Source organism: Marinarcus sediminis (SeqCode) (assembly GCF_048571275.1).
GTDB lineage: Bacteria > Campylobacterota > Campylobacteria > Campylobacterales > Arcobacteraceae > Marinarcus > Marinarcus sediminis.
Genome location: NZ_CP182357.1, coordinates 45,375 through 60,568, shown reverse-complemented (window position 1 = coordinate 60,568; position 15,194 = coordinate 45,375). Strand labels below are relative to the sequence as shown.

Here is a 15,194-nt window from a genome sequence, read left to right as displayed (position 1 = left end):
TAAAAAGTGTGCTTTTGACTTTGAAAAGTTGCTAATGGGTTAAAGAAACAATAAAAAGCTTATCGGAGGCTCTCTATTGTTTTTAATTGTTGATCGATTTTTTTAATGTAAGCCAAACAGGTGCCATTGTCTGCATCCCAAAGAAGAACAGACTGGAATCGTTTTTTGGCATTTACAAAATCTTGGTTGTTGTAAAAAGTTTTCCCTTCATCAATGAGTTTTGGTATTTGTTTCTCATACTCTTTTTTTGCCGTTTGTGATAAAGTACGCGCTTCACTGTTGTAAGGCGCATATTCCATGGCTTTTTCACACAAAGATATGACCGAAGGTAAATCATTGGCTTTTAACGCTTTTTTTGCTTTTTGAAGTGTAATTTTCAAATCTTTTTTTGCAAAAATATTTGAAAGATATTTTCTACAAACGGTATCTTTTGGATAAACCGATTGGATGAGTTGAAATTTCTTTTCCGCAGAGTCTAAATTACCTTGATTATACAGAGTAATGGCGTTAGAAAGGAGCAGTTCTCGTTGTTTCTTTAATGTGTTTTTGGCCTCTATAACCAATGAATTGCTGTCGTCATAGGTGGAGAGTTTGTTTGTTGCTTTTTCTATTCGTTTGAGAGTATTTGCTTGATTTAAATCTTTGTTGAGCTCATGTTTTAAACTCTCTTCCATCTTGTTTAACATAGCTTGAATTTTGATATCCTTTTTAAGTGTTTCAAATCGGATTTTTGTGTCTTTGAAATTTGGATTATTTCGCAGGGTTTTATTCAATTCAATCAATGCCCGTTTTTTATTGTTTTTGAGATACTTTAAGGCTCTGTAATAGTGAGATTTGGCATTTTTTTTCGCTTTTAAACGCGTTGCACGAATTTTTTCTAAAGGGATAACAATAGCGTCTTCATAAAAATTGACCATTTCATAAGCGTTTGCGGCATCGGCATAGTAACCTGTATGATAATAGATGTCTGCTTGAACTTTATACTCTTCAATCTCATTTTGAACACTTTGATAGACCAAACGTTTGTCATTTGAAGTCATATAATTGGGTTGTACTAACACACACCCCGTGAAAAAAAACATTAAACTTAAACTCAATAATAGATGTAATCTCATTTTATTATCCTTTAATGGTTATTGAAGCAATCGGGACAGGTTTTTCAATTCCTTTGGCCAATATTGGGTCAACAAGTTGGGTATCAAAATTGTTTTGTGCCATATCACACGTTGATTTTTCAATTAATATTTGCCCTGCAGCGGCATGTGAACACAATCTTGCTGCTAAGTTAACCGTAGAACCAATTGAGGTAAAATCCATACGTTCATGAGAACCAATATTCCCAACAACCACTTCCCCTCTGTGAATACCAATTCCCACGTTGCAAATGGTTTCATGGTTGCTTTGACGTTTTTTATTCTCTTTGAGAATAGACTCTTGAATGGCAATGGCACACTGTATCGCTTTATCAACACTCTCGTCTCCCATAAAAGAGACCATAATTTCATCGCCTACAAATTTATCAATATCTCCTCCATATGCTTTGATAATCTCCGATTGAAGATTGAGATAAAAATTGATAATATTGACAACTTCTTCTGGTTTTTTTGTTTCACTCATGGCTGTAAATCCACGAATATCTGAAAAAAGAAAGGTTAATGTTCGATACTCTCCACCTAAAATCAGTTGGCGTGTTGAGTCTTCTTGAATCATGTGAATGGTTGAACCTGAAATAAACATTTGCATTTTTTCTTTTTCTCTTAACCCTTTGACCATGTGATTAAATCGATTCGCTAACTCCCCAATTTCGTCGTTGGTTAAAATTTTTAAATCAATATTAAAATCACCTTGAGAGACAACGGTAGCTGCATGTGCAATGGTAAGAATAGGGCGTGTAAAGCGTAAACTTGCAAGATAGGTTAGGAAAATGGTGATGACAAGAATTCCCAATGTAATGAGTGTGGCAATATAAATAACATGACGAACGATACCTGTAATGGTCGCTTTGTCATAGTATAAAATGGCGACACCCAATAAAATACTCTTTTTCTGGAATGTATAATAAATGGGTTTAACAAAACGAAAGGATTCAATGTTTTTTTCTTCCATCGTAAACATTTGATTATCATATGTAACGGCAGTTGATGTTGATTTTTTTAAAGATTCAATTAAAGCCGTATCTTCTAAGAAGAGATCTTTTTGTACATTTCTAAAACCAGCTAAATATTTGAACTGGGAACTTTTTTTTGTTTTAACATGTTGATAAATAGAGATGTCCAACATTCCTTCAATCTTTGAAAGGCGAATATCTTTAATCATTTCATTGAGTGTCAGACGATTTTCATAAGAGCGTTCCAATAAAGCGTGATTGGAAAAGTCAGCAATTCTTTCAATAGACGTTGTTGCAACTTCTATGGCTTTTTGTTCAATGGCATTTTTCATAAGATAAATAATAATCGAACTGAGTGTAATAATGGTAAATAAGATGATAATTACGGCAGAACCAATGAGCTTAAGTTTTAACCCACCTTTTATGATTACAATAAGTCCTATTTTTTCTTGTAATATGGGTATCGATAATTTTATACGCACCCAACGTGAAAAAAGATAGTTTTTAAATCTATGAAGAAGTGTTTTGATTTGTCCCCATAATACGTTTAAATAGTTTTTAAATTGATGTAATGCTGCTTTTATTTTTAGCCAAAGTAAAAAAAGAGAGTTTTTAAATCTATGTAAGAGTACTTTGATTTGTCCCCATACTATGTTCAAATAGTTTTTGAATTGATGTAAGGCCGCTTTTATTTTTAGCCAGAGCAAAAAAAGAGAGCTTTTAAATCTGTCTCGGAGTATTTTGATGTGTGTCCATAATATCTTCAGAGAGTTCTTAAATTGATGTAATGCCGCTTTTATGTTCACCTTTACAGAGGTGAGAAAGTTTTGAAGTTTTGGTTGTATACTATTTTTGACTTTTTTTATTTTTGATAAAAAATAATTAAATTTATTACTAAAATGATTCAAAATCTGACCTTAAATAATGAATTTTTATTTTTTATAATGGTATCATTTTTTTTTAATAGTTGGCTGATAAAGGCTGTTATTGAATCATTTTTTTTATTGAATTGTACTTTGTCATTGCCTCAGAGAATAAAACAGTTAAATTTGTTCTAAAAAATAACCATCTTGTGGACTGTTTTTTATGATATTGATGGGCATTTTATTACGTAACTCTTTGATAAACGATTTCAAAGCATCGTTGGTCATATATTTGTCTTGCCACAGTTCTATCTCTATTTGTGCATACGTTGTGATGGCATTTTTATTTTCATAAAGCAGTTCAAGAAAATCTTTTTCTCGCTTACGCAAAGGAATAATAGTTGTCTCTTTATAAATCAATACTCGTTTAGATAAATCAAGTTTTAAATCTTGGTGTAAAAATATCTCTTGAGAAAAGTGTTTTTCAATATATTTATTCAAAGCTTCATCAAGTTTTTTTGAGTTGAGGGGTTTTAAAATAAAGTGGTCAATATTTAAGTTGATTAAATCAATCAAATACTCCTCATTTGCATGAGCTGTGAGCATGATAATCATTGTTGAGTTATCCGTTTTACGTATTTTTTTCACCAACTCAATGCCATCCATTTTGGGCATTTGAATATCGGTTAATACAATTTTTGGTTTGTACTCTTCATATATTTCAAAGGCTTCATCTCCATTATTTGCTTCATAAACCTCTTTGAAATAGTATTTTAAAGTATTGACAACAAACTCTCTGATACCCTCTTCATCTTCAACACATAAAATGGTGATCTCTTTTAACTGTTTTAATAAATGATTTTCCATGATTATCCTAATACGATTATTTTAAAAACGGCACCTTCTTGGTCGTTTTCAACACTCAGTTCTCCCCCCATATTGCGCTCAATGATGAGTTTTGAGATATAAAGTCCTAATCCTGTCCCTTTTGAGGACTCTTTGGTACTGTAGTAAGGATCAAAAATCATATCAAGATTCTCCTCCGTAATTCCCCCAGCATTGTCTTTTATTGTTACAATACTTTGCAACCCTTTTGACTCTATAGTAATATGAATTTTTGGGCTTTTAATCTCTTTTTCAACTAAAATATCTTTTGCATTGCTGATAAGATTTAAAATCACTTGAGAGTATTCGGTGGGATAACCGAAGATTTTTTTGTCATGTTTTAAATCAAAGGTCAAATCAATGGACAAATTATGCAAGGTGGCATCCACTAAATTCAGAGCCTTTTTACATGCATGACTGATTAAAAAATACTCTTTTTTCTTATCGGGTTTATAAAAATTTCTAAAATCATCAATGGTGTTTGACATAAACTCAATCATGGCATTGCTTTTTTCAATGGAGTAGAAAATATGTTTTTCATTGACTTTTTTAAAGCGAGTTGCCGTTTCAAGTTCCATTAAAATACCCGAGAGTTCACTCAATGGTTGTCGCCATTGATGGGCTATCATACTGATCATTGAACCCATCTTTGCCAATTTTGATTGTTCTAAGATGGCTTTGTCTTTTCGTTTTCCCTCTTCAATACCAAGTGCCACTTTTGAGGCCAAGGTTTCATTCAGATTTTTTAATTTTCGTTCTTCATCTTGAACTTTGGTGATATATTTTTGAACAATTTCATTGATAATTGAACTCATTAAAAGTGTAAATAAAAACATAGAAAATAGAACACATATGGTTAATACAATCACAAAATTAAGAAACTTATTTTTGCTTTGATTATAGATTTGAGTTTTATTTTTTATAATTTCATCTAAATTTTGACTTGAGTGATTTTTTTGTAAATAGAGTTGTTTGTAGCTTTGAATCTCTGATTGAAAGTGTTCATCATTTATTTTTAAGTGGTACGAGCTTATAAAAAAAGCACAAAAAATGATGGACAAAAAAGGTATCATAATGATAAAAAATGGTATGCCATCCCTATTAAACACTGAATTATCCTTGCTGCAAAAGTGTGAGCCTAAACTCACACTTTTAATTTATGATTTTTTGTCATTAATATTATCAACTATCTCTTTCCAAATAGCTTTATCAATTTTAAATTCACTGTAGTCATTGTATCTCAGAACAGGTACAATGCCTTCTTTGATTTGTCTTTCATACCCTTTGATTAATCGTAATACGGGTTTATATAAAAGTGCAATAACAATCATGTTAATGACGGCCAATAATCCCATTGATAAATCCGCAAAAGCAAAAATAGAACTTAAATCTTGAAATGAACCCCAAATAACCAAAGCAATACAAATCACTCTGAAAATATTAAATGCAGTTACATTGCCTTTACTGAAAAAGTTCAAACTGTTTTCCGCTAAGTAGTAGTTATAAATCATGGATGAAAAACCAAACAAAAACAGTGCAAATGTAACAAAATATCCACCTAAAGGCCCCACATGTTCAATCAATGCAGTTTGAGTCAATAAAACACCTTGTACACCCTCTAATCCTGGGGTATATGCACCCGATAAAAGAATGATAAATGCGGTACAAGAGCATAAAATAATGGTATCAATAAAGACTGAAAACGATTGAACAATTCCTTGTTGAACAGGATGTCCAACATAAGCAACAGCAGCTACATTTGGAGCAGAACCCAGTCCCGCTTCATTTGAGAACATACCCCTTTTTGCCCCCTGTAAAATAACGGCACCAAAACCACCTGCAATGGCACTAGAGGGATGAAACGCTTCTGATATAATCATGCTAACAAGCGTTGGGATTTCATTGATATTTAATACAATAACAACCAATGCAATTAATAAATAACTGATTGCCATAACAGGAACAATTACTTCTGACATTTGAGCAATTCTTTTGACTCCACCAAAAATAGTAACACCAAAAACAAGAGTTAAGGCCAATCCGCTTACCCAAGTAGGAAGGTGAAATGACGATTCAAATGAGGTCGAAATGATAAAAGATTGAGTCGCATTAAAAGCAAATCCAAATGTAATCATCAATAAAACAGAGATAATCACACCTAACCATCTCTGCCCTAATGCTTTTGTTGCATAATAAGCAGGCCCACCTCTGTAAACACAAGAATCGATACCATCTTTTTCTTTATAAAGTTGTGCCAATGAACACTCAAAAAAGCTTGTGGCCATTCCCACTAAACCAATGACCCACATCCAAAAAACGGCACCTGGTCCACCTAAAGTAATAGCAACGGCAACCCCTGCAATATTACCTCCACCAACACGTCCTGCAACACTGAGCATCAGTGCTTGAAAAGAGCTGATATGCCCATCTTTGTCGTGTGCCGTCTCTCTTAATATGTGGAACATTTTTAAAAAATATCTGAACTGTACAAATCGTGAACTGATGGTAAAAAACAGTCCAAGAATGGGAAGAACATAGATTAAAACTGAACCCCAAATAAAGTTATTTAAAAGCGAATTTATCTCTGCTAACATTTTATCTCCTTTTATTTAAGAGAATTCTAACACGTCAAGGGGTGTTAAAAGTGTCTAAAATATTCCATGCAGATTTACTGTTTTTGTATATTTTTTATTCGTCCCATAATTACTGTTCAATGCACTGTTCTTCTAAGTGCATAAAGTTGGTAAAAATATATTCGTCTCCAATTTTATTGATTTCAACTTTGGGTGCGGTACAAATATAGGTTTTGTCACTTTTATTGATGATGTAAATAAACTTATAAATATATCGATCTTTACTGCTGACTTGTTTGTTGTTGAGCAGTTCCCAAGAGAGTTTTTGTATGGCGATGTTTTTTGTTTGTAGATATTTCTCTTTAAACATATTAGGGAAAAACTCTTCTTCTTTTTTATTGTATGAAAGATACGCAATAATTGTTAAAATCACTACACTCATAAGAATAAGAATCTCTTTTTTTCCAAACGTTTTATTGACTTTAAAAATAATAAAAGCCAATAAAAACAGCAGAAGCACAAAGCCCAACATAATTTGCATAATAATCCTTTGTTATTTATTTAATCGTTCTTTAAACTCTTGTGGGCTTAAGTATCTTGAACCAGAGACTTTATTTGCCACATTTGTACTATTTAGTTTATCATTATAATCATTTTTGGATAAATATTTATTTGTTGAAATTTTGTTTTTTAATGAACTTTGCTCTTTATCAACGGAAATATTTTTTATCATGCCTGTTTTTAGACTCTTTAAAATGGTTAAAACGGTGGTTAATTCTTTTTCATTAACGTCTAATATAACTTTGCTCATGCCCTGCCTTTGTATTTAAAAAAGTATAACATACTTCCCCATTGATACCTTTTAAGAATCTTGAAATTCTAAGTGAGTTTTGCTCTTCCATTAAGTCTGAGTAAATGGGATAGAAGGTACAATAAACATGTCTCAAAAACGTAGGTATTACTTGAGAGACAGGAATTTTTAGGAGCAAAAATGCAGAGCTACTCTTTGGGGCAAATTGTTGGAAAAATTTTATTTTTTGTGATTTTAATTTTGATATTTATGGGCATTGGAAAACTCTACAGAAAACTGAAGCTCATGATATTTTCAAACCCCACAAGAGAGTTGTTAAAAAGCTATCTTTTTTGGGTTGAGTTTGTAGCTGGCATTACTACTACCGATGAGTTTAAAAAAAGACTCAAAAAGATAAAATCTTTGACCCTTTATAAAAATAAATCCAATCAGTTTTTTCTCACATTAAAAGAGGCACACGCACAAAATGAAGAGGTTGAACCCATACGTATTAAAGAGATATTGTCTTCAAATATTTATCCTCTTATTTTACTTGAAAGACTCGAACGTATTACATTATATGCACCAGAAGATTTACAAAATGTGACCAGAAATTCTCAAATGGTTTGGATGAAAATTGGTGATATCATGTTTCATTTGATTTTAAAAAAACAAAGTATTGTCTACCCCAAAGATTATCCGGTGAATAATATCTACCGATTTGGCTACAGTGTTTTACATGATGAAAATGGTTTTATGGGACTTTATGATATTGATAATGATACGTTGGTATTGCCTTTTGAATACAAGTATATAAACGCATTGGCAAATATTGTTGAACTCTCAAAAGAGGATACAACGTTTGAAATTATCAATGTAGAAACAAATGAGAAACTTCAAACCAATGAAGAAAAAACATTTCCACACATTTCCCAAGCTTTTAAAGAGAAAATCAATTTATCCAAAATAGAACTTGAAGATTATATGCAACTTTTAGATACTCCAAGCACTCAAACCGATTTAGAAGCAATTGGACTTTGGGGTGCAAAAGTGGGTGTCATGGAAGTACCAAGTGGTTATGAAGAGATTATAGAGGACAGCAGTACAGGAACCATTGGTTACTCTTATCCTGTCAGTGCAGATATTTTTGATATGAGGGTGGAGTTACCCGTTGAGTTTAAAAAGACAAATGGGGAGTATGTCACTTTAGGTATTGAACACAAATATTTGATTTTGCAAAAAGAGTACAGAGAAAAATTAAGCCATCTGGAAAATCTTTTTTCACAAGAGAAGAAGCCTAAAGAAAAAACAAATACGATTCAAAGTTTTAAAGATTTACTCAAAAGAGGCAATTTGCCCGATGATAACAGAGTTGTTCCCACATGGCTTAAAATAAAAAACGAGCAGTTTGAAGATGTGGATTTTTCAAATAATAGCGTGGATGAGATAGTAAAACTGACAAGTGAAGAGTTCAATGAGTTTGTCTCTACCGTGAGTAAGGATATTTTGTTTGTCTATTTATCAACATTGAGCCAAAAAGAGTTAGAGAAGTTTTATCAATACAATGACGATGTGGTGAAATTGGCTCCAGAAGCGAAAGAGACATCACGAGAGCAGTTTGAAAAAAATCTCAAAACCGTCAAAGAGAGTTGGGAAATAGAAAATATTGCCAAACAAAGAGCAACCTTGGAAATTCCTCTTGCTGTAAATTATGCTAAAAACAGTTGTAAAAAAATAGCAGAGTTTGAACAATTTATACAAGCGAAGTATTATGCCTATCAAAAAGATGATATAGCGATAAGATACGAAGGAACACTCACAAGAACGCTTTATCATGATGAGATGAAATTTACCTCTGATTATTTTGAACAAGTCATGACGCATTTTAAAGATTTTTATGACGCAAACAATGAAGAGCATCGACTTATTGCCCAACATATTGCCAAAAGATTTGGTTTACTTATGAGTTCACTTGAATGCATTTTACGTTCAATGAATGAAAAACACTCCTCTTTAGAGTGGTTTTTGAAAACATTTGCCAATGAGATAAAAAAAGTGGATGGTTACGATATTCTTAAAAGTGATGAACTCACCTTTCACATGATGAACATGTATGCTTCAATCATACATGAGAACGATGAGAGTTATTTGTCTTCACTTATTTGTGTGGTTAATCGACTCTTTGATTGGTATTTGATCAATAAAGATGCTTGCCATTATGCTTTAGTTGAGATGATAAAAAGTGTCGCAATGAAAAATGTCAGTGTAGAAAATGCCAACAGTTTTGTGGCCTTTTTTGAAGAGTTGCCTCGATTTTACGAGCAATTAAGTTATGAAAACATACATGAACTTAAAATGCTTATCAATCACGCTTTAACCAATTATAAACCCTTGGATAATGTTATCTTTGAAGATAAAGCGGTGAAAAACAAGTTAATTGTTTTAAACTATTTTGTCGATATGGAAGATTTGTATTATGAGAGTGGGAAAAATGAATAATATTGTTAAAATCATCGTGGCAGGAAGTATTGCCACCTTATTACAAAGAAACATTGGCTTAAATCCTATTTCACTTGAAGGTTTTGCTTTTTTTATGGTTGTGTTTGTGCTTATTTCCTTTGTATGGCAATACTTTTTCTCTCAAAAATCCCTTGAAACGGAAGCAGCAGAAGAGACAGAAGCGTTAAAAATAGAAAAAAAACGCAATCAAAAAGAGCTGTTTTCAAAAGTTAAAAAGGCTTTTTTAATTGTGGTAGCGGTGATTGTTTTTAATGCACTTGTCAATTTTCTCTCTTTTAAGTTGGGACTGTTTGATGGTGAATTTAAGTACCGATTTGACACTTCAAAAGCGGTTGCTCTAAAAATGAATGAAAATCCACAAACGCAGTTTCAAAAAGGTGCGGCGTATTACTTTTTATACCCTTACAAAGATAAGTTCTATTTGGTCATGCAAAAGAGTTCTAAAGCCAAGCCTTTGCTTTTAACACTCTACTCAAAAATAGATATGTCGGATGTTTATGAGTATTTGAACAATGAAAAAAACTTTGCTGAGGTTTTGAAAAATATCTCTCCTATTGTCTATCGTGAAGTGAGTTTAAAAGAGATGGTGTTTAAACCTTTATGGCTTGCAAACAGTATAGAACATATTTATTGGACATCTGAAGAGTACGAAAAATATAAAAGCCAATATGAACAAGAAGTAAAGAATCAACTCTTTGAGAAGAGAAATGGACATTTGCGATGAGAATTTTTGTTTTACTTTTTTGTTTGTCTCTTATGGTGTGGGCTTCATCTTATGAAGAGTTGGTTGATGCAATCATAAATAAACAAAGTGATAAAGCCCTTGCTCTTATTAACACTGGAATCGATTTAAAACAATTGGCCAATGAAGAGAGTATCAAACGCATTGTTACACCCAACGTTCATACAACCTATGTGGGTGGAATGGAGCAAGAGGTTTTCCCTTTGGTTATTTTAGCGGCAACTGCTGGAATGAATAAGGTCATAAAAGCCATTAAATCAAAAGATGAAGCAGCAATATATGTAAAAGACAGCTATGGAAATGATGCATTGATGTGGGCTTCTCGGCAAGGGAATCTTGAAACAGTAAAACTGTTATTAACATATGGTTTTAATCCTTTGTATCAACCCAAAGGTTCAAAGCATTCTGCTTATGAATTGGCCATACAAAAAGCAAAATATGATGTTTTAAACCTTTATGTGGATGAACTTTTAAAAAGCAATGAGACAGAACAGTTGAGTTATACCATTTGGGCATTGGCCAGACACAAGAGCAGTATCATAGAGAAACTTTTACAACATGGCATCAAAGACAGTTACAAAGGGTATGCTCCTCGAACCTCTTTGATAAAAGCTGCTGAAGTAGGTGATATCAAAACGTTTGAACTGTTGGTCCAATATGGCTCAGACCCCTATGAAGGTAACATTGGAACGGTACGAGATGGATACAATCCTTTAATTGCAGCGTTGCACTATTCTTCAAAAATGGCAAGATACCTTTTAAACAACTACAACTACGATTTAACGGTTCTGTATGAAGGCGAAAATCTTTTGCATATTGCATTTGAGAAGTTTAATGAAGAAATTTTTACCCTTCTTTTACAAAAGAGCCATTTGAATATTAACTCTAAAGATAATCGTCATGGGGAGTATTTTTTACAAAAAGCCGTTTACCATAATGATCTTGAAACCGTAGAATATCTTTTAAAACATAAACTCTCAAAAGAACACATTCAAAGTGCCATCCAAAGTGCAAAAGAGAAAACAGTCATAAATGAAAAACAGTACCAAAAAGTGGATAATTCCTATAATTCAGAAAATCTTCAAAAATCAAAAAAAATACTCATACTATTGGAATCGTATTCCATCAAAGAGATTTAAATCATAAATTCTCTTTTGACTTTGTTTAAATGATTAACACAAAATTAACACATAATTGAGATAATCAAGAAATTTTTTAAAGGATGAAGATGAAAAGAAGTGTTTATTTATCGTTGATGTGTGCCACACTTTTGGGTGCAAATGAAACAATTCAGTTAGAAAACATAAACGTGGAAGAGAGTGTCAATACAAAAATTGTAAAGAATGTCAGCTCTGAAGAGATTAAAAGTGCCGATTTAGCTGAGGCATTAAGCAAAAATGTTCCCTCTATTTCATTAATAAGAAGAAGTGGAATTGCCAATGATATTCTTTTAAGAGGGCAAAAAAGAGATAATATCAATGTCTTAATTGATGGTGCAAAAATCTATGGAGGGTGTCCAAATAGAATGGATCCTCCCACTTCACATGTATTATCAAACAATGTAGAAAGTGTTGTTGTCAGTGAAGGACCTTTTGATGTTGAGTCATTTGGGACATTAAGTGGTGTGGTTAATATTAAAACCAAAGCACCTAAAGAGGGGCTGAATGGTGAAATTAATCTTAATGCTGGAAGTTATGGATATAAAAAAGGGAGTGCAACCATCAGTGGTGGCAATAAGTTTGTAAAAGCGTTACTCTCTGTTTCAAAAGAGCAAAGTGATCAATATGAAGATGGAGATGGTGATGATTTTTATGCGCAACAAGTGAAAAACAGTGCGCCTGCTATGAATCGTTATAAAACTGCAAATATTGGCATGGACGCGTATGAAAAGAAAACACTTTTATCTAAGCTCTATTTTAATCTGACCGATGATCAAGATTTAAAACTCTCATACACAGCAAACAGAAGTGATAATGTGTTGTATCCCAATACACCAATGGATGCGCTCAGAGACGATTCAGATATCTATACGTTAGGGTATACCGTTCGAGATTTGGGTGAACTTTCAAAAGAGTTAAATGTAGATTATTACTATTCAAAAGTTGAACACCCAATGAGTACTCTGTACAGAAATGCTTCAAGTGGACCAATGGGTGAAGTTATCAATGACATGGAGTCAAAGATTTCTGGACTTAAAATTAAAAACAGTATGAATATCAGTGAAGGCACACTCAGCTATGGTATTGATACAAGTAAAAGAAGTTGGGAAGGGCAATATTACCGATTCTCTACTACGTATATGAGAGACAGTATTTCACCTACAGATACAAAAAATAAAGCCCTTTTTGCAAAATATGAAAACAATTATGACAAACTCAATATCAATGCGGGTGTAAGATACGATGATACTTCAATTGATACTGATTCTGCTCTACAAGATAACGATTACAACTCATTTTCAGGAAATGTATTTGCTACATACAATGCCGATGAAAATACCAAATTCTTTACTGGACTTGGAAAATCAGTCAGAGTTCCTGATGCAAGAGAGTTGTACAATGTTACCAGTGCTGGGGCCGTTATTGGAACTCCCGATTTAAAAGAGACAAAAAACTATGAACTTGATTTGGGATTTCAAAAAGTTATGGGGAATTTCACGGTTAAAACCAAAGCATTTTACTCTATGTTAAATGATTATATCTATTACAATAAAAACAGTGCAACCAATAAATTTGAAAATATTGATGCAACGATTTATGGAATTGATATCAGTGGGGCATATTATGCAACAGATGCTTTTGATGTGGGTTATGGATTAACCTATCAACGAGGGCAAAAAGATAAAGCACTTGCAGGTCAAACCGATAAAGATATGGCAGATATTGTACCTTTAAAAGTCAACATCTCTTTGAATTATCAATATGAAGCGTCTAAATTTTCAGCTGACGTGGTTGCTGCAAAATCTTGGGATAATATTGACAGCGATAATGGTGAACAAAAACTGCCTGGTTATGCTGTTTTAAATCTAAAATACAATCAAGAGTTTGGAAAAATGTTTGATGTTACATTAGGTATGGATAACGTGTTTGATAAAACGTATGCAGTATCAAATACTTACAGTGACCTAACGTTGATTTCTGCAGGAGGAACAGATCCTATCCTTTTAAATGAACCAGGAAGATATGCGTACGTCAATTTACGATTTAAATTCTAAATTTTAAAGGAGAGGTTTTCCTCTCCTTGTTATTCAAAATCCATTCGTGCTTGAGTTTGTCCTGTTGTACCAAACGCAAAATCCACTTCAAGTGCCAACGCTTTAAAGTCCACATCTTGAATGGTTTTTAATCCCTTCATAATCTCTTTTTTCCCATTTATTAACTCTTTTGATTTTATTCCATGAGAAATAGAGAGACTCGCTTCTATGAAAGCAGAGAGTTTATCACACTGTTTTAATGCCAAACCATCAATGGCATTATATTTATTGTAGTTGTAGGCAACTAAGCCATCGGTGATGATTTTAATGCCATCTTCATTGATTTTATCCAAAAATTCATCTTTCATATCATCGTATAATCCCAAATAATAAGAGAACTCCTCTTGGATTTTTTCAGGCACATACGGAAGAATGTCATCTTGAATTTTGATGATCTCATATTCGCTTATGATATCGGACAAATCATCAACAGAGTATTTTACGGGCGTGATAATATCTCTTGTTAACGCCTCTGGTAAATCATGAAAAAGTGCGGTAAAGAAGTTATTTTCCAATCGTTTATCGCAAGCATTGATTTTTAATGAATAAAAATATCCAAACATCGCAACAGTGAGCATATGCCCTAAAACTGAAGTCTCTGGAATTCGTGGGGTTTGTGCCCATCTTTTTTGGAATCGAAGTCGTCCGCTTAAGTCGATGATTTTTGCAAGTTTTTTATTTAATGCTATTTTACGAACGCCGATGAGTTCATAATAATCTTCAATCTCCTCTTCCACACTCTTTTTAACATCTTCAATATCACTTAAAAAAGCACTGGTTTGATAGACAATTGAGAACTCCCATTTGGTGGCTAAATATGAAGCGGCTTTGAGAATAAAACGCTCTTTTTTGTAGATGCTTGGGTCATTTAAGTACTCTTCAAATTTGTTCAAAAAATTGCCATTGTCAATGGTTTCGATAGAGTCTTTGAGTTTTGAAATGACCCATTTATTGATTTCAGGGGCTTTTTTTTGTAACGCTTTTCTAAAAACGTCAGGGCGAATATCGGTTACAACTACGCGTCTTAAGAACTCAAAAATTCCCGCTTCAATAAGGTGAGTGTAGTTTACATCGTCTTCGAGTTTTGCAATAAAAAAGGCAATGATAAATTTGTGAGCTTGTTTGTCCAATTCAACCAACTCAACCATTCGAGGATAATCATTCCATCTTTGAATGGAAGCAGAAGAGAAGATATAGTCAATAATTTTTGGATTTAGCATTTTGTATTCTCTGGAATTTCACTCTCATTTACAGGAATGACTTCGGGAATAATGTTTTCTTCAAGAATCTCTTCTTCTGGTTCATTTTCGACAATAACTGAATCACCAAAGAAAATCATTTTTTTACCAAGAAGCATAAATGCAACAACGGTTAAAACCACAACATAAGCTACCCAATCTTCTCTCATAATTAGCCTTTTTTTTCTTTTCATTATCCCATAATATAGATAAATAGGCGCTT

The 15,194-nt window shown here is 32.9% G+C and carries 13 protein-coding genes; 4 read left to right on the top strand and 9 right to left on the bottom strand.

Features of this window, described 5'->3' with window-relative positions:
* Window positions 1-59: 59 nt before the first annotated feature.
* The 7 genes from ACNI3C_RS00305 to ACNI3C_RS00275 all read right to left on the bottom strand — a co-directional run bounded on the left by ACNI3C_RS00305 (window position 60) and on the right by ACNI3C_RS00275 (window position 7,239).
* Window positions 60-1,115, bottom strand: a complete 1,056-nt coding sequence (locus ACNI3C_RS00305; protein ID WP_419770270.1) for a hypothetical protein — start codon at window positions 1,113-1,115, stop codon at window positions 60-62.
* Window positions 1,116-1,119: 4 nt separating this feature from the next.
* Window positions 1,120-2,766: an adenylate/guanylate cyclase domain-containing protein gene (locus tag ACNI3C_RS00300; RefSeq protein ID WP_419770269.1), complete on the bottom strand. Its 1,647-nt coding sequence runs from the start codon at window positions 2,764-2,766 to the stop codon at window positions 1,120-1,122.
* Between the two features lie 384 nt (window positions 2,767-3,150).
* Window positions 3,151-3,837, bottom strand: coding sequence for a response regulator transcription factor (locus ACNI3C_RS00295; RefSeq protein WP_419770268.1), 687 nt, complete (start codon window positions 3,835-3,837; stop codon window positions 3,151-3,153).
* Between the two features lie 2 nt (window positions 3,838-3,839).
* The gene (locus ACNI3C_RS00290) at window positions 3,840-4,964 is read right to left on the bottom strand and encodes a sensor histidine kinase (protein WP_419770267.1); all 1,125 of its coding nucleotides are present in this window, start codon (window positions 4,962-4,964) and stop codon (window positions 3,840-3,842) included.
* A 48-nt stretch (window positions 4,965-5,012) separates the two neighbouring features.
* A complete protein-coding gene (locus tag ACNI3C_RS00285) occupies window positions 5,013-6,449 on the bottom strand; it encodes an alanine/glycine:cation symporter family protein (RefSeq protein WP_419770266.1) in 1,437 nt (478 codons plus the stop codon).
* A gap of 109 nt (window positions 6,450-6,558) precedes the next feature.
* Window positions 6,559-6,969: a hypothetical protein gene (locus ACNI3C_RS00280; RefSeq protein ID WP_419770265.1), complete on the bottom strand. Its 411-nt coding sequence runs from the start codon at window positions 6,967-6,969 to the stop codon at window positions 6,559-6,561.
* Window positions 6,970-6,981: 12 nt separating this feature from the next.
* Window positions 6,982-7,239 carry a hypothetical protein gene (locus tag ACNI3C_RS00275; RefSeq protein WP_419770264.1) on the bottom strand — a complete coding sequence of 86 codons (258 nt, stop codon included), beginning with the start codon at window positions 7,237-7,239 and terminating at the stop codon, window positions 6,982-6,984.
* Between the two features lie 180 nt (window positions 7,240-7,419).
* Here ACNI3C_RS00275 and ACNI3C_RS00270 point away from each other — a divergent pair, with 180 nt between their 5' ends.
* The 4 genes from ACNI3C_RS00270 (at window position 7,420) to ACNI3C_RS00255 (ending at window position 13,694) form a co-directional block, all read left to right on the top strand.
* Window positions 7,420-9,717: a hypothetical protein gene (locus ACNI3C_RS00270; protein ID WP_419770263.1), complete on the top strand. Its 2,298-nt coding sequence runs from the start codon at window positions 7,420-7,422 to the stop codon at window positions 9,715-9,717.
* Window positions 9,710-10,462: a hypothetical protein gene (locus ACNI3C_RS00265; protein ID WP_419770262.1), complete on the top strand. Its 753-nt coding sequence runs from the start codon at window positions 9,710-9,712 to the stop codon at window positions 10,460-10,462. The genes ACNI3C_RS00270 and ACNI3C_RS00265 overlap by 8 nt, the downstream gene beginning before the upstream one ends.
* Window positions 10,459-11,619, top strand: a complete 1,161-nt coding sequence (locus ACNI3C_RS00260; RefSeq protein WP_419770261.1) for an ankyrin repeat domain-containing protein — start codon at window positions 10,459-10,461, stop codon at window positions 11,617-11,619. The genes ACNI3C_RS00265 and ACNI3C_RS00260 overlap by 4 nt, the downstream gene beginning before the upstream one ends.
* A gap of 89 nt (window positions 11,620-11,708) precedes the next feature.
* Window positions 11,709-13,694, top strand: coding sequence for a TonB-dependent receptor (locus ACNI3C_RS00255; protein WP_419770260.1), 1,986 nt, complete (start codon window positions 11,709-11,711; stop codon window positions 13,692-13,694).
* Between the two features lie 29 nt (window positions 13,695-13,723).
* Here ACNI3C_RS00255 and ACNI3C_RS00250 read toward each other — a convergent pair whose 3' ends face one another.
* Entirely contained in the window at window positions 13,724-14,953 is a 1,230-nt protein-coding gene (locus ACNI3C_RS00250) for an HD domain-containing protein (protein ID WP_419770259.1), read from the bottom strand.
* Complete coding sequence (locus ACNI3C_RS00245) at window positions 14,947-15,141, bottom strand: hypothetical protein (protein ID WP_419770258.1); 195 nt, start codon at window positions 15,139-15,141, stop codon at window positions 14,947-14,949. The genes ACNI3C_RS00250 and ACNI3C_RS00245 overlap by 7 nt, the downstream gene beginning before the upstream one ends.
* Between the last annotated feature and the right edge of the window lie 53 nt (window positions 15,142-15,194).

Coding starts and splice junctions, on each gene's coding strand:
- ACNI3C_RS00305 (WP_419770270.1), bottom strand. CDS start 1,115: ATGAGATTACATCTATTATTGAGTTTAAGTTTAATGTTTTTTTTCACG.
- ACNI3C_RS00295 (WP_419770268.1), bottom strand. CDS start 3,837: ATGGAAAATCATTTATTAAAACAGTTAAAAGAGATCACCATTTTATGT.
- ACNI3C_RS00285 (WP_419770266.1), bottom strand. CDS start 6,449: ATGTTAGCAGAGATAAATTCGCTTTTAAATAACTTTATTTGGGGTTCA.
- ACNI3C_RS00280 (WP_419770265.1), bottom strand. CDS start 6,969: ATGCAAATTATGTTGGGCTTTGTGCTTCTGCTGTTTTTATTGGCTTTT.
- ACNI3C_RS00275 (WP_419770264.1), bottom strand. CDS start 7,239: ATGAGCAAAGTTATATTAGACGTTAATGAAAAAGAATTAACCACCGTT.
- ACNI3C_RS00270 (WP_419770263.1), top strand. CDS start 7,420: ATGCAGAGCTACTCTTTGGGGCAAATTGTTGGAAAAATTTTATTTTTT.
- ACNI3C_RS00265 (WP_419770262.1), top strand. CDS start 9,710: ATGAATAATATTGTTAAAATCATCGTGGCAGGAAGTATTGCCACCTTA.
- ACNI3C_RS00260 (WP_419770261.1), top strand. CDS start 10,459: ATGAGAATTTTTGTTTTACTTTTTTGTTTGTCTCTTATGGTGTGGGCT.
- ACNI3C_RS00255 (WP_419770260.1), top strand. CDS start 11,709: ATGAAAAGAAGTGTTTATTTATCGTTGATGTGTGCCACACTTTTGGGT.
- ACNI3C_RS00250 (WP_419770259.1), bottom strand. CDS start 14,953: ATGCTAAATCCAAAAATTATTGACTATATCTTCTCTTCTGCTTCCATT.
- ACNI3C_RS00245 (WP_419770258.1), bottom strand. CDS start 15,141: ATGAGAGAAGATTGGGTAGCTTATGTTGTGGTTTTAACCGTTGTTGCA.